Genomic DNA, 20,469 nt, shown 5'->3' with positions numbered 1-20,469 from the left:
GGGAGAGCAAGAGCATGTCACGTCCGATTGTCGCCACCATTAATCAACAGGCGCTGCGACATAATCTCACCGTCGTTCGTCAGGCGGCACCCGCATCACGCGTCTGGTCCGTGGTAAAGGCTAACGCTTATGGGCACGGTATCCGCCGCGTCTGGCAGAACCTGGCCGAAACCGACGGTTTCGCGTTACTGAACATGGAAGAAGCCGTCCTGCTGCGTGAGCAGGGGTGGAAAAAACCGATTCTGCTGCTGGAAGGTTTTTTCCATGCAGAAGATCTGCAACTGATCGACCGATATCGCCTGACGACCAGCGTGCACAGCAACTGGCAGATTCAGGCGCTGGCGCAGGTGCAACTCTCTGCGCCGATCGATATCTACGTGAAGGTTAACAGCGGTATGAATCGCCTCGGCTTCCGTCCTGAGCAGGTGAATGCCGCCTGGCAGGCGTTGCGGGCGTTACCCAATGTCGGCGAGATGACGCTGATGGCACACTTCGCTGATGCCGAGAATCCGCAGGGAATTATCGAGCCGATGAAGCGCATTGAACTGGCAGCAGAAGGGCTGAACTGCCCACGCTCGCTGTCGAATTCGGCGGCTACGTTGTGGCACCCGGAAGCGCATTTCGACTGGGTCCGTCCCGGCATTGTGTTGTACGGTGCCTCGCCGAGCGGTAACTGGCAGGATATCGCCAGCACCGGTCTTAAACCGGTGATGACCCTGACCAGCGAAATCATTGGTATTCAACAATTACAGGCGGGTGATGGTGTGGGCTACGGTTATCGCTATCACGCATCTGCCGCTCAGCGTATCGGGGTGGTGGCCTGCGGTTACGCCGATGGTTATCCGCGCCATGCGCCAACCGGGACACCGGTAAGTGTCAATGGAGTGATGACGCGAACCGTCGGCGCGATTTCGATGGATATGATTATGATTGATCTCGAACCTTGCCCGCAGGCCGGAATTGGTTCGAAAGTGGAACTGTGGGGCGAACAGGTGAAAATCGATGACGTGGCAAAAGCAGCCGGAACGGTGGGCTACGAGTTGATGTGCGCCCTTGCACCACGCGTTCCGGTGGAAATCATTTAACCGCGGTGAGTGAACCGTGCATACGTTTACTGCAGCGCCAGGCGATAAGCGCCAGCGCTGCACCTACCAGCATCATCAGTGCCAGCGCGGATTTCTCCGCCAGCGGTAAGGCCACCACCAACAGGCTGCCGCCTGCACCACAGGCCATCTGAATAAATCCCTGTAATGCCGCAGCAACGCCCGCCTGCTGTTGGTACGGTTCCAATGCATAGCTGGTGGCCGGGCCAACGGTAAAAGCCAGTCCGGCGACGGAGATGGCGACCGGGATCATGTACAACGCCCAGTGCGTTTGCCAGGCCGCAGGTAACAGCGCCATTCCGCCGGTGAGCAGCAGCGCACCGACTAACATAGCGACAAAACCCATCGCCAGACAAAATGGCCGACCGGCTTTGCGGATGGTTTTATTCACAAAAGCACTCACCAGCATGATCCAGAACCCATTGGCACCAAAGGCAAAAGAGAACTGGAGTGGTGTCAGACCGCCTTCGGTCATCAGTACATGGGGGGCCAGCGACACATAGGTCAGCACCATGCCGAGTGCGCCTGCATTGGCAAAGGCGAATGCCAGAAAACGTGGCTCCCGCGCGATGGCGAGATATTGTCCCAGCGGTAATCCTGAGACACGCAGGGTATTGGCCGGGCGGGTTTCTGGCAGCCACAGCAGCACCACCGCAGTGATCACCACGGCATAGGCCGACAGAAACCAGAAGGGGGCACGCCAGCCCCAGGCATCGGCTAACAGGCCACCCAGCAACGGTGCCAGTGCGGGGACGATATTCAGTGCGCCATTGAGAAAACCGTAAGCGCGAGCAGCGGCATCACCGCTCAGTCGGTCGCGTACGCCGCTGAACGCCACCACCGCGGTGCAACATACCGCACAGCCCTGAATTAAGCGTGCCAGCATAAATATCGGCCAGACGCTGGCGGTGGCCGCTACGGCGCTACCGATGATGTAGAGCGCCAGCCCGATCAACGCGATGGGCTTACGGCCAAAGTTATCGACCAATGGCCCGGTGACCAGTTGACCGATCCCCATTACCAGTAAAAACAGTGGGATGGTGGTCTGAATCAGACTCACCGGGCTGTTTAGCCCCTCGGCAATTTGCGGTAGCGTTGGCAGGTAGAGATCAATGCCGAGCGGTGCCAGCAGCACCAGGCTTAAAAGCAGCAGGGTAAATTTTTGCATCACAAACCAGAAACATCCTGTTAATCGAGCGGGAAGGGTAATGATTCAGAGGGCAAAAGGAAAGGATTAAAAAAGGCGATGTCTGCCAGACTGCAACAGACATCGCGTCGAGGGTATCAGTAGGCACCGTCGCGGCGCAGAACCACACCAGCGGTCTTGAACAGGATGGCGATGTCTGTCCATAACGCCCAGTTTTTCACGTACCAGGAGTCAAAATAGACGCGTGTATCGTAGTCGATATCGTTACGGCCGCTCACCTGCCATAACCCGGTCATGCCTGGTTTCGCCATCAGGTAGTAGTCCACATCTCCGGCATAACGCTCCAGTTCGGCCTCAATCACCGGTCGTGGTCCCACCAGACTCATTTCACCGCGAATCACGTTCCATAGCTGAGGTAATTCATCGAGGCTGGTTTTACGCAGGAAGCCCCCGATTTTGGTGATGCGCGGATCGTTTTTCAGCTTAAAGTCGCGGTCCCATTCGGCTCGCGCTTCCTCACTGGTCGCCAGCAGGTTTTGCAGCACTTCCTGTGAATTGGTCACCATCGAACGGAATTTCAGACAGTGAAACTTCTTGCCTTCGAAACCGACGCGCTCATGACCATAGATGGCGTTGCCGCCGTCACGTTTCACCATCCAGCACAGCAGCGCAAATACCGGGGCGAGGAACAGCAACAGCAATGAAGCGACGATAATGTCGAAGCTACGCTTAAGGAAGCGCGAAGAGCGTTTTGCCAGGTTGTTGCTGACGCGCAGGATCATCACTTCATGACTGAAGATAAACGACATATCCGTGCCGTACAGCGGCACACCGCGCAGTGTCGGGATAACGGAAACCGAACGGCATTGCATTTTGGAAAGGAACTTCAACCATTTATCCCGCACCACCTGCTGTTCGAACTCAGTGGCGACAATAAATTGGGTGTTATCACGATCCATGGTTTGCCAGTTAATATCTTCCCAGGTAATCACTGGCACGCCATTGACATGCTCCGGGTGCTTGTCGCTATCAAGGGCAATAAACGCCTGCACGTTATAGCCAAGAATCTCTTCACTTTGCAGGGCTGCATAGGCTTCCAGCGCATTTTTACCGGAACCAATAATAATGGTTTCTTTTTGCCATTGACCGGCGCGATTAATGGCTCGCTTCACTCCGGCACGCATCAGCGGCAGCAGCAGCAGGGCATAGCTCCAGCTAAACACCCACACCATGCGCGAGAAGTCCCATTTCGAGAAGGCAATCAGTGCCAGGTCGAGTAGGGAGAAAACGAAAAGGGTTTTGACGATCTCTTTCAGTTCAAACCAGAAAGGCTTGCGGTAGGTGTAATGACGGAGGCGCACCCAAAACCATAAAGTGCAAAGTAGTGAAAGGCCTAACTGCGCAACGAAGCGATATTCAATTTGATGCGGAGGAATAAAGGTGTCCAGTTCTCCCCAAATCCCCTGGATGGTGGCGGCGGATAAAAAAAGTGCCAGATTCAGTGCAATTAAATCAGAAATGCTTAGGGCTATTTTCGCAATAATGTTTTTTCGCAAGCCGCTCCATGAGCGGGCTGCATTGTTTATTACCAATGTACTTGCCATAAAACCTGCTCTCTTTTCTTAAGTAAAAGATGGCCTGACCAGAATCAAGTACGCGCTCAGGTGTGGACCGCCGAAAGAAGAAGGCTTGTTATTTCAGCGAGATATAAATCAGCGTTGCCATAAGCGCTGCACGATAAGGACCGTTTGTGGCGTGATTTTCGTCACAAAATAATGCAGCAACGTTTATGAGTATGCAGGAGATATTTGATGGCGTTAATATGGACATAGTCTGAAAAGAAAAGAATTGCCTGCGGAAACGCCCATTTAACGTATTGAATAGAATGGATAAAATCAAAAAAACATCAGATATAGCGCTTGATTTTAAGACTGCTTTTAGGAATAACCGCCATATGAGCTGCATGGCGGTAATAAATTAACTCAAGCTGGTTTCTTTAATACCCAACGGTGTTGCTGTTTGTCATAGTGTCCGATCTCCAAATCGACGGGTTGGCCGTCAATCCACGCCGGTACACTGGTTTCATGATCCCAGCCGTCGAGCTGATAACTCAGGCCGGGATTGGTCAGGCAGGGAATGCTGACGGTTTCGAGCTTTCCCGCGTTCAATTCCGCATCGATGATCTCGTAACGACCAATCTTAACCACATGTCCCATCGTATTCTCCCGTTTCAGCAGGGTGGAATAGTGATCATAGTCGGTCCAGCGGGCTTTACTAATCGAATGCGCTCGGATTATTCCTTCTCTTCTGTCGGTCGCACACCAATTTTCAGGATATGGTTGTCCTCTTTCTCCGCCACCGTCCAGGTAAGCTGGTTCCATTCAACCTGGTCACCGACCACAGGCGTGCTGCCCAGCAACGACATCACCAACTGCCCCAGGGATTGTTGATCGTTGGTTTCTTCATCGAGATCCAACCCGTAAATTTGCGCCACATCGCGCAGCCGGGCGTCAGCATCCAGGATAAAGTCACCAAAGAAACGTTGGTCGAGCGCCACCGGCGGTGACTGGCTGAACATCTTGCCGAGGGCAGGGAGATCGCGCTCGCGACCAATCACGCATAACACGTCACCTTCCTTCAGGCGCGTGCTGCCGTTGGGGTGCATCAAAACGTTGTCACGGAACAACGCCGCGATGCGGGTTTCGCGCGGCATTTGTAAATCTCGCAGGGCGGCACCAATACACCATTTATCGGCGCTCAGCTGATACACGAACTGCTCCCACGGGTTCTCAGGATGAATATCCAGCCCAACCCGGCTGATTGGTGAGGCCGTCGGTGGAACCACCACTTTGGCTTTTCGCGCGGCGAAACCCAGTGACGTCCCCTGCAACATCAGCGATACCAGCACCACGAAGAAGGCGATATTAAAGTACAGCGATGAGTTCTCCAGCCCGGCCATCATCGGGAACACCGCCAGGATGATCGGCACCGCACCGCGTAATCCAACCCAACTAATAAAAATGCGTTCACGTCCGGTAAAGCCCTTAAATGGCAACAGGCCGACCAGAATCGACAACGGACGCGCCACCAGAATCAGCCACAGCGACAGCAGCATCGCCGGAATGGCGATATGCCACAAATCGGATGGCGTCACCAACAGGCCCAGCACAATGAACATGCCAATCTGGCTCAACCATGCCATACCATCGAAGGTTTGCAGAATGCCATGACGGTTGCGAATTGGGCTGTTACCCAACAGGAAACCACATAGATACACCGCCAAAATGCCGCTACCTTCCATCACCGTGGTCAGGGCAAACACGATGATACCGCCACTCAATGCCAGCAGGGGATAAAGTCCCTGCGCCAGATTGATGCGGTTAATCAGTTGCTGCAACGCCCAGCCACCGCCCAGTCCCAGCACGATGCCCAGACCAAATTGCTGCACCAGATGCACGATAAACATCCAACTCAGCCCCGTTTGTCCCTGTTGAATCATGTCGATCAGGGTGATGGTCAGAAACACCGCCATCGGGTCATTGCTGCCGGATTCGATTTCCAACGTTGCGCTGACACGTTCGTTTAACCCTTTATCGCCGAGCAGAGAGAACACCGCAGCAGCATCGGTGGAGCCGATAATGGCGCCAATCAGAAAACCCTGCATCAAATCGAGGTGGAACAGCCAGGCAGCGGCCAGACCGGTCAGACCGGCGGTGATCATTACCCCAACCGTTGCCAGCGACAACGCCGGGCCAAGCGCCACTTTGAATGAGCTGGCCTTGGTGCGCATACCGCCGTCAAGCAGGATAATCGCCAGCGCCAGGTTGGATACCAGGTAGGCCACCGGATAGTTATCAAAAGCGATACCGCCAATACCATCGACCCCGGTTAGCATCCCGAGCGCGAGGAAGATCACCAAAATCGGTATGCCCAGGCGCGAGGAAAAGGAGCTTAGCAGAATGCTTGCTGCAACCAGCACTGAACCAATAATGAATAAACTGTAAACCATGCTGGCATTCAACGGCGTTCTCCTGCGGCGGGTGGTGATCCAGGTGTAGTGCGTAAGCTTCACGCGAACAAAGACAAAAGATAATGCCTTATCAATAGCTTGTCAGCGGAAAATAACATATTTTTTTATATCGGCAGGTGTTGAGGCATCTGTAGTTAAATTTGCCAACAAAATCTATATGGTGCAGAGGGTTTTAGCGGAAAGTAGAGAGTAAAAAGCCGGTCAGTGACCGGCTACTTTTATCAGGATTCTGCCACTTGTTTGTGGAAAAGCTCCCTAAATACCGGGTAAATATCTTCCGGCTCACGGATGTGCTGAATAGCGAAGTTATCAAACATCACCTGCAAATGCTCATACTCACGCCACAGGGTTTGGTGTGCGCGGCGAGTTATCTCGATATAGCTGTAATAACGCACCACCGGCAGGATATTTTTCGCCAGAATCTCGTGGCAGAGCGGGGAGTCATCCGCCCAGTTATCACCGTCCGATGCCTGGGCAGCATAGATGTTCCACTGCGCCGGGTCATAGCGCTCTTTTACCACCTCATCCATCAGCTTCAGGGCACTGGAGACAATGGTGCCGCCTGTTTCCTGTGAGTAGAAGAACTCCTGTTCGTCCACCTCTTTCGCCTGGGTATGGTGACGGATATAAACCACATCGACGTTTTTATAGGTTCGGCTCAGGAACAGGTAGAGCAGAATGTAAAAACGTTTCGCCATATCTTTGGTGGCCTGGTCCATCGAACCTGAAACGTCCATCAGGCAGAACATCACCGCCTGGCTTGACGGTTCCGGACGTTTCTCAAAATTTTTGTAACGCAGGTCAAAGGTATCGATAAACGGCACCCGTTCAATACGGGCACGCAGTTCGGCGATCTCTTTGCGCAACCGTTCCTCTTCCAGCAGTTGCGCCGGTTCGGATTTTTCCACCTCGGTCAGCGTGGCTTCCAGTTCATGCAGCATGCGGCGTTTACCCGCCGTCATGGCAGTCCGACGCGCCAGCGAGTTTTGCAGCGAACGCACCACGCTGATGTTCGCAGGTACCCCGTTAGAGGTGAAGCCAGCGCGATGAGTTTTATATTCATTTAATTGACGATGCTGATTTTTACGCAGGTTAGGCAGCGCAAGATCCTCGAACAGCAAATCGAGGTATTCATCTTTCGAAATCTGGAAGACGAACTCGTCCTGGCCTTCACCATCCTGACTGGCATTGCCCTGGCCGCCACCACCGCCTCCGCCGCCACCTTGTGGGCGTTCGACGCGGTCGTTCTGCACAAAGTGATCGTTACCGGGATGCACGCGATGACGGCTGCCACCCCGGCCCTGATGGAAGATAGGTTCGTTAATATCTTCAATCGGAATGGAGACAGACTCACCGCTTTCCACGTCGGTAACCGAACGCTTATTAATGGCCTCGGAGATCGACTGCTTGATTTGCGACTTGTAACGGCGCAGAAAGCGTTGCCGGTTGACCGCGCTTTTGTTTTTGCCGTTCAGACGCCGATCGATGAAATAGGCCATAAAGTTCCCCCAAACTACAGTGCAAGCCAGGTCGGGACTTGCCCGACCTTCCTCTTCCGGCGTCTTGACGCCGTTTAGCTTACAAACCTAATTATGACGATTTACGCACCCGGAGATACCATTCGCACAGCAGGCGAACCTGTTTGCGGGTATAGCCTTTCTCCATCATGCGGTCGACAAAATCATCGTGTTTTTTCTGTTCGTCCGTTGAGGTTTTGGTATTAAACGAAATCACCGGCAGCAACTCTTCGGTATTCGAGAACATTTTCTTCTCGATGACCGTGCGCAGTTTTTCGTAGCTGGTCCAGTTCGGATTGCGTCCGCTGTTCTGCGCACGGGCGCGCAACACAAAGTTGACAATCTCGTTGCGGAAATCTTTCGGGTTACTGATCCCGGCAGGTTTCTCGATTTTTTCCAGCTCTGCATTCAGTGATTCACGGTCAAACAGTTGTCCGGTATCGGGATCACGGTACTCCTGATCCTGAATCCAGAAGTCGGCGTAGGTGACATAGCGGTCAAAAATGTTCTGGCCGTATTCGGAGTAGGACTCCAGATAGGCGGTCTGAATCTCTTTGCCGATAAACTCCGCATACTTCGGAATCAGGTAACCTTTCAGGTGCTCCAGATATTTCTCTGCCTGCTCTTGTGGGAACTGCTCACGTTCAATCTGCTGTTCCAGCACATAGAACAGGTGCACCGGGTTGGCGGCCACTTCCGCATGGTCGAAGTTGAATACGCGTGACAGAATTTTGAAGGCAAAACGGGTAGAAAGACCGTTCATTCCCTCATCCACGCCAGCGTAGTCGTGATACTCCTGCCATGACTTGGCTTTTGGATCAGTATCTTTCAGCGTTTCACCATCATAGACGCGCATTTTTGAGTAGATGCTGGAGTTTTCCGGCTCTTTCAAACGCGACAGGATGGAGAAACGCGCCAGGGTTTCCAGTGTGCCTGGTGCGCATGGCGCGGTTGACAGTTCACTGTGATTAAGCAGTTTCTCGTAGATTTTGATCTCTTCGGAAACTCGCAGGCAGTAAGGCACTTTGACGATGTAAACACGGTCAAGGAACGCCTCGTTGTTTTTGTTGTTACGGAAGGTGACCCACTCAGATTCGTTAGAGTGCGCCAGAATGATGCCGTTAAACGGCAGCGCCGAAATACCTTCCGTTCCGTTGTAGTTACCTTCCTGAGTGGCGGTCAACAGGGGATGCAGCACTTTAATCGGTGCTTTGAACATCTCAACGAATTCCATGATGCCCTGGTTGGCGCGGCACAGGGCACCGGAGTAACCGTAGGCATCGGGATCGTTCTGTGCGTGGTTTTCCAGTTTGCGGATATCCACTTTACCCACCAACGCAGAAATATCCTGGTTGTTTTCGTCACCCGGTTCAGTTTTGGCAATCGCCAACTGTTCGAGGATTGACGGCCAGACTTTCACAACTTTGAAACGGGTAATATCGCCGCCAAAATCGTGCAGGCGTTTAGCTGCCCACGGCGACATAATGGTGCCGAGGTAACGACGTGGAACGCCATACTCTTTTTCGAGAATGTTCGCGTCTTCCTGTGGGTTAAACAGGCACAACGGATGGTCATTGACCGGGCTACGCTCACCGTCAGCGCTTAACACGTAAATCGGTACGCGCTGCATCAGGGATTTAAGGCGTTCAGCCAGGGATGATTTACCGCCACCAACCGGACCCAGCAGGTAAAGAATCTGTTTCTTCTCCTCCAGCCCTTGCGCAGCATGTTTCAGGTAAGAGACGATTTGTTCAATCGCTTCTTCCATGCCATAGAACTCTTCAAACGCAGGGTAGCGTCCAATGACGCGATTCGAGAATATTCTGGAAAGGCGTGGCTCCTGAGCAGTATCAACCATCACCGGCTCACCAATGGCCATCAACAGTCGCTCTGCAGCGTTGGCGTATGCACTGCGATCCTGCTTACAAATTGCGAGGAATTCCTGCAGTGTGAACTCTTCGTCCTTGGCAGCTTCATAACGCTGACGATAGTGATCGAATATATTCATAGCGATGCCCGTCCTTTCGTTTTTAGCACAGGTAAAGGAGCGTAATTAAGATGCTCTTGCAGCTCCCGGAAGATATTCTCTATTGAGTACAGCAACCCTTATGCCAACCTGACGATTTTTTATCGGGATACACAATTCTTATGGTTACTCTGCTCGTACAAAAAGTCTCGTCTTACTTTTAACTGTAGAAGGCATTTAAGAAATTTCCTCCGTTTCTTCTCCTTATTTAGCGATATATCAATAACAAAGTCTCATAAGGGACAGGGAACCGATCCCTCAAATCACAGCGGTATTGATGGTTTCAGACAATTCTGCTGCGGCTAACAACAACCCTCATTAAAAGTTAAACCCTGTGGAGAAATTGGTTAGACTCTGCGTGTGATTGTTATATTTATGGACTGAATAAATTGTGAACCATTTCAAACTTAAAGCGCTTGCTCTGCTCGCACCCTGCTATTTTGCGGCTTTCAGCACGTATGCCGATCCCTTATCTCTGGGGGCCTCTGTTATTTACGCCGAATCGCCCTACCGCGGAGGGCAGGACCGATATTTACCGGTGCCGGTTATTAATTATGAAGGCGACAGCTTCTGGTTCCATAGCCTACAGGGGGGGTACTACCTGTGGAAGGACCCGCAGGATCAACTGTCGTTGACGGTGCTCGGTTCGCCGCAGCAGTATGACCCGAAAGACAATGATCTGAGCGATATGAAGCGACTCGACAAGCGTCGCATGACGTTGATGGCGGGTGCCAGCTATCGCCATATCTCACAGTGGGGCATCTTACGCACCGCGCTGTTAGGGGATGTACTCAACAACAGCAACGGTGTGATGTGGGATATGACCTGGTTGTATCGTTTCGATTTTGGTGCGTTTAGCCTGACGCCGGGGATTGGTGCCTTGTGGAACAGCGCCAATCAAAACCGCTACTACTATGGCGTCTCATCACAGGAAAGTGCGCGTACCGGTATCGCGCGTTATCAGCCGGATGACAGTTGGTCTCCCTACCTGGAAATGAACGCCAGTTACCAGATCAGCCAAAGCTGGAACGCGACGGTTTCCGGACGTTATACCCGATTTGGTAGTGACATCAAAGACAGTCCAATGGTGAATAAGAGCGGGCAAGTGACGCTTTGGACAGGTATCAGCTACAGTTTCTGATGGCTGCAATGAGGTGCCCCAAAATGGGGCATTTTTATTGCTGCGCACCAAGGTTGCGCACCGTTATGGTTCATTTGGAGGTTTTATGACAAAGATGATTCAGTTCAGGGGAGAAGCACCCATCCCAGCCATTGGCCAGGGTACCTGGTACATGGGGGAGAGTGCGGAGACACATCAGCAGGAAGTTGCCGCGTTGCAGGCAGGCCTCGACCTTGGGCTTAAACTGATTGATACCGCCGAAATGTATGCGGAAGGCGGTGCGGAAATGGTTGTCGGCGAAGCGCTAAAAGGACGGCGCGATCAAGCCTGGCTGGTGTCAAAGGTCTATCCGTGGAATGCGGGAGAAGTCGATGCGATAGATGCCTGCGAACGCAGCTTGCGTCGTTTACAGACTGATTATCTGGATCTTTATTTGTTGCACTGGCGGGGCAATGTGCCGCTGGAGGAAACCATTCGCGCCATGGAGACACTGCAACAGCAGGGCAAGATTCGCCACTGGGGTGTCTCCAACTTTGACACCGAGGATATGCAGGAACTGTGGGGAGAGCCGGGTGGAGAGGCCTGTTTAACCAATCAGGTGCTTTACCATCTGGCGTCTCGCGGTATTGAGTATGATTTACTGCCGGAATGCCAGTTACGTGATGTGCCGATCATGGCGTATTGCCCGTTGGCCCAGGCTGGACGTCTGCGCCAGACGCTCTTCAGTGACCCGCGCGTGCAGCAGATTGCACAACAGCAGGGCATTAGCGTAGCGCAATTGCTGCTGGCGTGGGTGATTCGCAAAGAGGGGGTGATCGCCATACCGAAAGCCAGCAGTGTGGCGCATGTTCAGGAAAATGCGGCAGCGCTTAATGTGGTGTTAAGTGGCGAACAACTGGCCATTCTGAATCAGGCCTTCCCACCACCGCAGGCTAAACTGCCGCTGGATGTGGTCTAACGGCGCATGCGCGCCGTTTTGTCAGACTTTATTGCGTAACCGGAAAGTTGTGGCGAGGCGAGCAGGGGATTCACCGGCGCTCACCAGTGGCTGGTTAATGCGTGCAGTTTCGACACACACCATGGTTTTGTAACCATCGTTAGCCATATCCCCCATGCTGCACGACAACTCCGGACCAGGATTCCAGGTGACAACGTCACTTTGATAGTGATGGTACACTTCTATCTGTCGATTGCCCGCTTTATCATGAATCACGCTGCAATCTTCCGGCGCGGTAAAGACGCGATCGATACGACCCGGATAGGTCTGCTTACCATTGGATGTGCCGACCGCACTGTCATTCACTTTATCCACGAAGCTGTTACCCAGACCGCTGACTTCAGTTGCCGCAATATCGGTCACCTGGAAGTAGCTGTGCAGCGCGGCAGTTGCGGCGAAGTCGCCATGCGCTTCCAGCTCAATTTCGCAATGGGCACCAATACGGAAGCGAGCGAGCAGGGTAAAATCGTGCGGCCACAGTTTCAGCGTTTGTGCATTACTCTCCAGCGCAAAGGTCAGAATGACGCCTTCTTCATTCTCGTCATGCGCGGATAACGTCCAGGATTGATTACGGGCGAAACCGTGCGCAGGTTCACCCGCCGGGCCAAACCACGGCCAGCAGATCGGTACGCCACCACGAATCGCCTTGCCGACAGCAAAAGGCGTCTTCTCACTGAGCCAGAGGACCGGCTGTTGTCCACTGGGTTGCCAGGCGAGCAGATGTGCACCTTGCAAGGTAATGGCTGCGCGCACGCGGGGATGGCTGACAATAATGACCGGCAGTTCACCAATCTGACGTTGTGACAGATAAGGGGTGATCTGCTGCACTACGGGTAGCGAAAAAAGCGACTCTTGCATACAAAATCCTTCTCTTAAGCTAGCCAAATAAAAAGGGCGACCTAAGTCGCCCCTTGTCTGATCTGTCTGTTGTGCTGGTTAGCTTATTTAGCAGAAACCAGAGCAATCAGATCGAGAACCTTGTTGGAGTAACCGGTTTCGTTATCGTACCAGGAAACCAGCTTCACAAAGTTGTCATTCAGCGCGATACCTGCTTTAGCATCGAATACTGAAGTCAGTACTTCGCCGTTGAAGTCGGTAGAAACCACGTCATCTTCAACATAACCCAGAACGTCTTTCATTTCGCCTTCAGCAGCGGCTTTGATCGCTGCACAAATTTCTTTGTAAGAAGCCGCTTTTTCCAGACGAACAGTCAGGTCAACAACAGATACGTTCGGAGTCGGAACACGGAACGCCATACCGGTCAGTTTGCCGTTCAGCTCTGGCAGAACTTTACCTACTGCTTTAGCAGCACCGGTAGAAGACGGGATGATGTTCTGAGAAGCGCCACGGCCGCCGCGCCAGTCTTTGTGAGACGGGCCATCAACGGTTTTCTGAGTCGCGGTGGTAGCGTGAACAGTGGTCATCAGACCTTCAACGATGCCGAACTTGTCGTTGATCACTTTTGCCAGCGGAGCCAGGCAGTTGGTGGTGCAGGATGCGTTAGAAACGATGTCCTGGCCGGCATATTTGTCGAAGTTAGCACCACGAACAAACATCGGGGTGTCATCTTTAGACGGGCCAGTCAGAACCACTTTCTTCGCACCCGCAGCGATGTGTTTACGTGCGGTTTCGTCGGTCAGGAAGATACCGGTTGCTTCAGCAACAACGTCAACACCCACTTCGTCCCATTTCAGGTTAGCCGGGTCTTTCTCAGCGGTAACACGGATTTTTTTACCGTTAACAATCAGCGCGCCGTCTTTAACTTCTACAGTGCCGTCAAAACGACCGTGCGTAGAGTCATACTTCAGCATGTAAGCCATGTAATCGGCGTCCAGCAGGTCGTTGATCGCGACGATTTCGATGTCAGAACGCTGCTGCGCAGCACGGAAAACGATGCGACCGATACGGCCAAAACCGTTGATGCCTACTTTGATAGTCATATATTCCACCAGCTATTTGTTAGTGAATAAAAGGTTGGCTGTAAAATTACAAAAACCTTACCAGGCGTCAAGCGGAATCGTGTCAATTGTTGCGACAGGTCAATTCCAATGACAGGAATTATTCGTTGCGCAAACGCTTGCGCAACAGGGATTATTCCAAAGCCAGATTTGCCGATCGCCGACTATAAAGGGATGTGGGATCTAAAGGGTGATCGGCATCACAAATTCGTGCTGTCGTCAGCAGGACGGATGTGTTCGCACGAAAAAAGACCCGGATGATGTTATTCATTTGTTAGAATACTAGTCGATTTTTTCAGAATGACACTCCGGAATCCCAAAATGGCTAAAGACACCGCATCCGCGGAAAAAATCGCGCAGCTGTCGGAAATGCAGCGCTATGTAACTCAGCATCGCGGAACCGAACCCCCTTTTACAGGAGCCCTGCTGCATAACAAGCAGGAGGGCATCTACCACTGCCTGGTTTGTAACGCACCGCTGTTCCTCTCTGAAACCAAATATGACTCGGGCTGCGGTTGGCCGAGTTTCTATCAGCCGGTTAGTGATGACGCTATCCGCTACCTCGAAGATGATTCCCACGGTATGCACCGGGTTGAAATCCGCTGTGGCAACTGTGATGCGCATCTGGGGCATGTGTTCCCGGACGGCCCACAGCCAACAGGCGAGCGCTACTGTGTGAATTCGGCCTCGCTCAACTTTACCGACGAGCAGGGCAATCAACAACAGGGGTAAGCATGAAACAGGAACTGGAAGCGATGTTGGCGGCGATGACGCCAGAAGTTTACCAGCGTCTTGCCACGGCGGTGGAAACCGGCAAGTGGCCTGATGGGGTAGCGCTGACGCCCGAACAAAAAGAAAATTGCCTGCAACTGGTGATGCTCTGGCAGGCGCGCCATAACGATGCGCCGCAGCATATGACCATCAGCAAAGGTGGTGAGATGGTGACGAAGTCGAAAAAAGAACTGAAAGAAGAGTTCGGTATTGAGACGGATATCACCCGCATCAACCTGCACTGAGTAAAAAGCAGGGCTGTAAAACCAGCCCTGCTTTTTTAGATAATGACGGCACCCTGGTTACGCATTTGCTCGATGGCAATGGCGCTGTCTTCAGGGTTGAGATTGACCCCACGACAACCTTCCTCCACCACTTCGACCTGGTAGCCCAGTTCCAGCGCATCCAGCACGCTATATTTAACGCAATAATCGGTTGCTAAACCCAGCACCACCAGATGGCTGATGTCACGCTCGCGCAGCCATCTATCCAGCTCAGTTTTGCGCCGGTGGCCGTTATCGAAAAAGGCGCTGTAGCTGTCAACGTCAACATCTTCGCCTTTATGAAATACGGCATCGATCAGCGTGCGATCCAGGTCAGGGTGGAAATCGGCACCCACCGAACCCTGAATGCCATGATCCGGCCACCAGATCTGCGCCAGCCCGTTCAGCTCACCCAGGGTATAAACCGGTTCACCCGATACCGACGCAAAGCTGCCATGATTATTCGGATGCCAGTCCTGCAATGCCACCACACACTCGCCCCGGGCACGAAACTCACGCGCGTAGCGATTCGCAACGGCAACGGTCAGGTCACCTTCGCGTACGGCCATGGGGCCGCCGGGGCAAAAATCGTTCTGTATATCGATGATTATCAGTGCCCGCTTCATCACATCTCGCTCCGTATCAGTCTTCTGTCAGTTCGCCACGTAAATTCTGTTGCATTCTGGCACGAATTTCCGCGCTGGTGAGGTTTTGACTCAGTAAAAAGTGAAGTTTTGTTAATGTTGCTTCCACGGTGAGATCAAAACCACTGATCACCCCGGCATGCTCCAGCGCATTCCCTGTGGCGTAACCACCCATATTCACCTTACCGGACATGCATTGCGTCAGGTTGACCACCACAATGCCGCGCTCGCTGGCCTGTTGCAGTTCAGCCAGAAACTCCGCGTTTTGTGGTGCATTGCCAACGCCGTAAGAACGCAGGATCAGGGCTTTCACCGGCTGACGCAGGAAGTTACGTACCACCTCGGCAGAGATCCCCGGATAAATCGTCACCACACCAATCGGTTGCGGGGTGATCGGGTGAACAATCAAGTCACCTGTACCCTTGGGAGCTGGAGGGGTATTCAGGCGGCGAATATGGATACCGGCTTCCAACAGCGGCGACAGGTTAGGGGAGGCAAACGCATTAAAACCATCGGCGTGGGCTTTGGTGGTGCGGTTGCCACGGAACAACGTGTTATTAAAGAATAGCGCGACTTCATTAATCGGATAATTGGCCGCGACATACAATGAGTTAAGCAAGTTTTGCTGACCGTCTGAGCGTAACTCGGCCAGCGGGATTTGCGAACCGGTCACAATCACTGGCTTGGCGAGATTCTCCAGCATAAAGGAGAGGGCCGAAGCGGTGAACGCCATGGTGTCTGTGCCATGCAGAATCACAAAGCCGTCGTATTGATCGTAATTCTGTTTGATATCATCGGCGATGGCCTGCCAGTCCTCCGGCGTCATATCGGAAGAATCCATCAACGGTTGGTACTCGTGGATGGTGAAATCGGGCATTTCCGGGCGATGGAACTCGGGCATATTCGCCAGTTGCTGTTGCAGATGGCCCGAAACCGGAATGTAGCCGTGTGCCGAACGCTGCATACCAATGGTCCCGCCCGTGTAGGCTACGTAGATATTTTTCTTTTGCATGAATGAACTCAGACTTGCCGTAAAACGCGCAGTATAAGGGGATTACCGGGGAAAAGCAGCCCGACCAGCGGCCGGGCTGTAAAGATTATTTTACCTGGCCACAGTTCAGGCAAAACGCGTAGCGATTTTGTGGGTCGTTAAGGTTATCAAACAGGCCAGGCTGTTTTTTCATTGCGCTCATGACATCCAACATCGGTGCAGGCAGCCACACTTTTAGGGCTTCCGGCATGATGGCGCTGGCAGACGCGCTCATCTGATTCAGCAGCAGATCCAGCATGCCCGGATCATCCTGATACCAGCTCAATTGCGGCGTGGTGATTTTCGCCAGTTCAGCGGCTTTGCTGACGGCATCATCAAAGTCACCCAGCGCATCCACCAGTCCGTTAGCTTTGGCATCGCTGCCGGTCCAGACATGGCCTTGGGCAATCTCATTGATCTGCTCTGGCGTCTTATGACGCGAAGCCGCCACTAAACCGACGAAGTTACGATAGCCATTCTCGATAGTCAGCTGCATCAGTTGCTGTACTTCCGTCGGTAACGCTTTGGTGGTGGCGACGTCAGCCAGCGGCGAGGTGGCAACGCCATCGGTATGCACACCAATGGTGCTCAGGCTGTTCTCAACGGTATTGATCACGCCGAAGATGCCAATCGAACCGGTCAGCGTGCTGGGGTTAGCCACAATGTAATCCGCCGGAGTGGAGATCCAGTAGCCACCAGACGCGGCCATCCCGCCCATCGACACCACTACCGGTTTACCTGCCGCATGGGCAGCAGCCAGTTCTTCGCGGATGGCTTCTGACGCGGTCACGCTGCCACCAGGGCTATTGACGCGCAAAATGATCGCTTTGATTTTCGGATCGAGACGCGCATCGCGGATCTGTGCAGCGGTGGTGTCGCCACCGACGTTTCCGGCGGTCTCTTCACCGTCCATAATCGCGCCACTCGCCATCACCACGGCGATATTGCCATCCTGCTGCGTGGGTTGCTTAACGGTGTAATCGTAAATGCTGACGTTACGATAATCGTTATTCTGTTTATCCCAGCCGAAGGTTTTAATCAGCTCCTGATCAGCAGAAGCACGGCTTTCCAGCGCGTCGACCAACTTGTTGTTCAGCGCATATTTTGCCGTATCACCCTGTACCGCCTGCAAACCGCTGATGATACCGGCGGCACCCGGGAACAACTGTTCCGGGGTAATCTGACGGTTCGCGGAGACGGTGTTCAGATAGTTCTGCCACAGCTGACCGATCCAGCGGCTATCGGCATCGCGTGCTTCTGGTGACATATCGTCACGCAGGAACGGTTCGACCGCCGACTTATAGGTACCGACGCGGAAGACATGTGAGTTAACCTTCAGCTTGTCGAGCAAGGTTTTGTAGTACAGGCCGTTAGTGGCGAAACCGTGCAGATCAACGGTGCCCTGCGGCGAGAGATAAACTTTGTTGGCGTAACTCGCCAGATAATATTGTGCCTGGCTGTAGCTATCGCCAATCGCGTAGACCGGTTTGCCGCTGTCACGGAATTCGCGCAGTGCTTTACCGACATATTGCAATGACGGCTGATCGCCACCGGCAAAATCACGCAGATCCAGCACGATGCCGGTGATGTTTTTGTCACTTTTTGCCTGACGAATGGCATCGACCACATCAAACAGCGAGTTTTCCTGGAGACGATCACTACTGGTACCCAGCAACTGACGGCCAATCCGGCTCAGACGGTTGCTGACCGAAGGTTTGTCCACCAGCACCCCGGTAAGATCGACTTTCAGCGCGCCCTGCTGGACCGGTTCGCTGCTGCCGGAACCGCTCACCTGTAACCAGATCCCCACACCCGCCAGGATCAACACAATCAGAAATAAATTAAGGATAAATTCCCGGATAAAATTCAGCACCCGCCAGCCCCAGCGGAACAGGCCAGCAATAATTCGCCACAATGTGCGCATAGACTCTCCATATTCACGTAGCCGAAGACAGCCAGCACGCCAGCCGCCTCGATATCGACCACATCCTAAAGAGCAGCGTGTTAAAAGTCAGCAGGAAATCGCGCCAGACTGTTACAAAAGATCGTGGTATGCCAGGATTAGACAACGTTTTTTTCCAAGGGAGAAGATAATGGATGCACTTGATTTGTTAGTTAATCGCCGTTCAGCCTCACGTCTGGCGGATCCCGCCCCGGCAGGTGAGGTGCTGGAAAACATCCTGCGCGCCGGTATGCGCGCGCCGGACCACGGCACCCTGCAACCCTGGCGCTTCATCATCGTCGAGAAAGAGGGACGTGAGCGCTTGAGCAAGCTGCTGGAGCAGGCCGCGCGTGCCAGCGCGATGGATGATAAGGCCATAGAGAAAGCCAGCTCATCGCCGTTCCGGGCACCGATGATCATCACGGTGGTCGCACGTTGTGAAGAACATCCTAAAGTGCCACGCTGGGAACAGTTGATTTCCGCAGGCTGTGCGGTGATGGCGATGCAGATGGCGGCAGCCGCGCAGGGCTTCAATGGCATCTGGCGCAGCGGTCCCTGGACCGATCATCCGCAGGTGCGTGACGCCTTCGGCTGTCGGGAACAGGATGCGATTGTCGGTTTTCTGTATCTCGGTACGCCGCAGTTAAAATCCAGCACCACGGTTCTGCCCCCTGACACGGCGGAATTTGTCAGTTATTTCTGACAGACACCCGCGGGTTTCTCCGTCAGGCTGAGCGGCGTTGCAAATATTGCACACCGCGTGTGCGATTGATCGAGCTGTGATTGCGCACCACTTACCTCAGGCTGGCAGCCAGGCTAACATAGCGCTATCTGCCAGTGCATAAGGAACCCGCCATGAGTGACCCTGTTCGCTTGACCCAATACAGCCACGGCGCTGGCTGTGGCTGCAAAATCTCACCCCAGGTGCTGGAAACCATCCTGCATAGTGAACTGAGCGCCTTCCACGATCCCCATTTGCTGGTGGGGAACGAAACCCGCGATGATGCCGCCGTTTATGACCTGGGCAATGGCAGCGCGGTGGTCAGCACCACCGACTTCTTTATGCCGATTGTTGACGATCCCCATACCTTTGGCCGTATCGCTGCCACCAATGCCATCAGCGATATCTATGCAATGGGCGGTAAGCCGATCATGGCGATCGCCATTCTTGGCTGGCCGGTGAATGTGCTGAGCCCCGAGGTCGCGCAACAGGTGGTTGAGGGCGGTCGTGCGGCATGCCAGGCCGCCGGCATTGCGCTGGCGGGCGGTCATTCGATCGATTCACCTGAGCCGATTTTTGGCCTCGCCGTAACGGGCATCGTTGATGTGGCGCGGGTGAAGAAAAATAGCGCAGCCCAGCCTGGCTGCCAGCTGTTCCTGACCAAACCGCTCGGCATTGGTATTCTGACTACCGCCGAGAAAAAAGGGCTGTTACGACCGGAACATCACTCGCTGGCGGCGGAAGTGATGTGTCAGTTGAATAAGGTGGGTGCGGAGTTTGCCCAGCTCGCAGGAGTGACTGCAATGACCGATGTCACCGGTTTTGGTCTGCTGGGGCATTTAAGTGAAATCTGTCAGGGTTCCGGTTTACGTGCTGAGGTGAACGCGACCCAGGTGCCACGCCTGCCGGGTGTGGACGGGTATATTGCTGCCGGTGCCGTACCGGGAGGAACCAGTCGTAATTTTGCCAGCTACGGTCACCATGTGTCACCGTTGGATGACGCGACGCGTGCGCTACTGTGTGACCCACAAACCTCCGGTGGTTTACTGGTGGCGGTACAGCCTTCTGAAGTTGAAGCCTTTCACCGCTGTGCCATGCTGGCCGGTGTGACGCCCACCGCGATTGGCGAATTGTATGACGCCGAACCCCATCATCCGCTGATTACCGTAGTTAACTGACGTTTAAGGATCGACGCCATTC

18 protein-coding genes are annotated in these 20,469 nt (G+C 53.5%); 7 read left to right on the top strand and 11 right to left on the bottom strand.

The genetic code is table 11. The features are described from left to right. The first annotated feature begins 14 nt into the window (after nt 1-14). Complete coding sequence (gene dadX, locus AC6I8N_RS11480) at nt 15-1,085, top strand: catabolic alanine racemase DadX (RefSeq protein WP_497829084.1); 1,071 nt, start codon at nt 15-17, stop codon at nt 1,083-1,085. Here dadX and AC6I8N_RS11475 read toward each other — a convergent pair. From AC6I8N_RS11475 to yeaG, 6 genes are all read right to left on the bottom strand, one after another. Then, complete coding sequence (locus tag AC6I8N_RS11475) at nt 1,078-2,271, bottom strand: multidrug effflux MFS transporter (protein WP_036625001.1); 1,194 nt, start codon at nt 2,269-2,271, stop codon at nt 1,078-1,080. The two genes, dadX and AC6I8N_RS11475, sit on opposite strands and share 8 nt — an antisense overlap. Before the next feature lie 116 nt (nt 2,272-2,387). After that, on the bottom strand, nt 2,388-3,854 hold the full coding sequence (wbaP, locus tag AC6I8N_RS11470; RefSeq protein WP_497829083.1) for an undecaprenyl-phosphate galactose phosphotransferase WbaP: 1,467 nt from the start codon (nt 3,852-3,854) through the stop codon (nt 2,388-2,390). Nucleotides 3,855-4,232: 378 nt separating this feature from the next. Then, complete coding sequence (locus AC6I8N_RS11465; protein WP_497829082.1) at nt 4,233-4,466, bottom strand: DUF1480 family protein; 234 nt, start codon at nt 4,464-4,466, stop codon at nt 4,233-4,235. A gap of 77 nt (nt 4,467-4,543) precedes the next feature. Beyond that, nucleotides 4,544-6,271, bottom strand: coding sequence for a potassium/proton antiporter (locus AC6I8N_RS11460; protein WP_208723545.1), 1,728 nt, complete (start codon nt 6,269-6,271; stop codon nt 4,544-4,546). A gap of 230 nt (nt 6,272-6,501) precedes the next feature. Then, nucleotides 6,502-7,779 carry a YeaH/YhbH family protein gene (locus AC6I8N_RS11455; RefSeq protein ID WP_021183034.1) on the bottom strand — a complete coding sequence of 426 codons (1,278 nt, stop codon included), beginning with the start codon at nt 7,777-7,779 and terminating at the stop codon, nt 6,502-6,504. A gap of 91 nt (nt 7,780-7,870) precedes the next feature. Then, on the bottom strand, nt 7,871-9,805 hold the full coding sequence (yeaG, locus tag AC6I8N_RS11450; protein WP_021183035.1) for a protein kinase YeaG: 1,935 nt from the start codon (nt 9,803-9,805) through the stop codon (nt 7,871-7,873). A 409-nt stretch (nt 9,806-10,214) separates the two neighbouring features. On the opposite strand from yeaG, the gene AC6I8N_RS11445 reads away from it, so the two are divergent. Next, complete coding sequence (locus AC6I8N_RS11445; RefSeq protein WP_497829081.1) at nt 10,215-10,964, top strand: MipA/OmpV family protein; 750 nt, start codon at nt 10,215-10,217, stop codon at nt 10,962-10,964. A gap of 85 nt (nt 10,965-11,049) precedes the next feature. Beyond that, nucleotides 11,050-11,901 (top strand): aldo/keto reductase, encoded by an 852-nt coding sequence (locus AC6I8N_RS11440; protein WP_497829080.1) that lies wholly within the window; start codon nt 11,050-11,052, stop codon nt 11,899-11,901. 21 nt (nt 11,902-11,922) lie between these two features. Here AC6I8N_RS11440 and AC6I8N_RS11435 read toward each other — a convergent pair whose 3' ends face one another. Both AC6I8N_RS11435 and gapA read right to left on the bottom strand, forming a co-directional pair. Then, the gene (locus AC6I8N_RS11435) at nt 11,923-12,798 is read right to left on the bottom strand and encodes a D-hexose-6-phosphate mutarotase (protein WP_208723542.1); all 876 of its coding nucleotides are present in this window, start codon (nt 12,796-12,798) and stop codon (nt 11,923-11,925) included. An 83-nt stretch (nt 12,799-12,881) separates the two neighbouring features. Continuing rightward, on the bottom strand, nt 12,882-13,880 hold the full coding sequence (gapA, locus tag AC6I8N_RS11430) for a glyceraldehyde-3-phosphate dehydrogenase (protein WP_021183039.1): 999 nt from the start codon (nt 13,878-13,880) through the stop codon (nt 12,882-12,884). A 339-nt stretch (nt 13,881-14,219) separates the two neighbouring features. Here gapA and msrB point away from each other — a divergent pair, with 339 nt between their 5' ends. Then, complete coding sequence (gene msrB, locus AC6I8N_RS11425) at nt 14,220-14,630, top strand: peptide-methionine (R)-S-oxide reductase MsrB (protein WP_208723541.1); 411 nt, start codon at nt 14,220-14,222, stop codon at nt 14,628-14,630. Nucleotides 14,631-14,632: 2 nt separating this feature from the next. Then, nucleotides 14,633-14,914 (top strand): YeaC family protein, encoded by a 282-nt coding sequence (locus AC6I8N_RS11420; RefSeq protein ID WP_021183041.1) that lies wholly within the window; start codon nt 14,633-14,635, stop codon nt 14,912-14,914. 35 nt (nt 14,915-14,949) lie between these two features. On the opposite strand, the gene pncA is transcribed toward AC6I8N_RS11420, so the two are convergent. From pncA to sppA, 3 genes are all read right to left on the bottom strand, one after another. Further along, nucleotides 14,950-15,558 (bottom strand): bifunctional nicotinamidase/pyrazinamidase, encoded by a 609-nt coding sequence (pncA, locus tag AC6I8N_RS11415; RefSeq protein WP_415174553.1) that lies wholly within the window; start codon nt 15,556-15,558, stop codon nt 14,950-14,952. A gap of 16 nt (nt 15,559-15,574) precedes the next feature. Continuing rightward, nucleotides 15,575-16,588, bottom strand: a complete 1,014-nt coding sequence (ansA, locus tag AC6I8N_RS11410) for an asparaginase (protein WP_036625011.1) — start codon at nt 16,586-16,588, stop codon at nt 15,575-15,577. 85 nt (nt 16,589-16,673) lie between these two features. Continuing rightward, on the bottom strand, nt 16,674-18,530 hold the full coding sequence (sppA, locus tag AC6I8N_RS11405; protein WP_021183044.1) for a signal peptide peptidase SppA: 1,857 nt from the start codon (nt 18,528-18,530) through the stop codon (nt 16,674-16,676). A 169-nt stretch (nt 18,531-18,699) separates the two neighbouring features. Here sppA and AC6I8N_RS11400 point away from each other — a divergent pair, with 169 nt between their 5' ends. Both AC6I8N_RS11400 and selD read left to right on the top strand, forming a co-directional pair. Beyond that, the gene (locus tag AC6I8N_RS11400) at nt 18,700-19,251 is read left to right on the top strand and encodes an NAD(P)H nitroreductase (protein ID WP_497829079.1); all 552 of its coding nucleotides are present in this window, start codon (nt 18,700-18,702) and stop codon (nt 19,249-19,251) included. A 152-nt stretch (nt 19,252-19,403) separates the two neighbouring features. Next, nucleotides 19,404-20,447 (top strand): selenide, water dikinase SelD, encoded by a 1,044-nt coding sequence (gene selD, locus AC6I8N_RS11395; RefSeq protein ID WP_497829078.1) that lies wholly within the window; start codon nt 19,404-19,406, stop codon nt 20,445-20,447. Nucleotides 20,448-20,469 lie beyond the last annotated feature (22 nt).

The organism is Pantoea sp. X-Soil-TKNS-1279 (assembly GCF_059730565.1).
The sequence above is the reverse complement of the archived record's forward strand: the minus strand, read 5'-3'. Positions and strand labels throughout refer to the sequence as shown.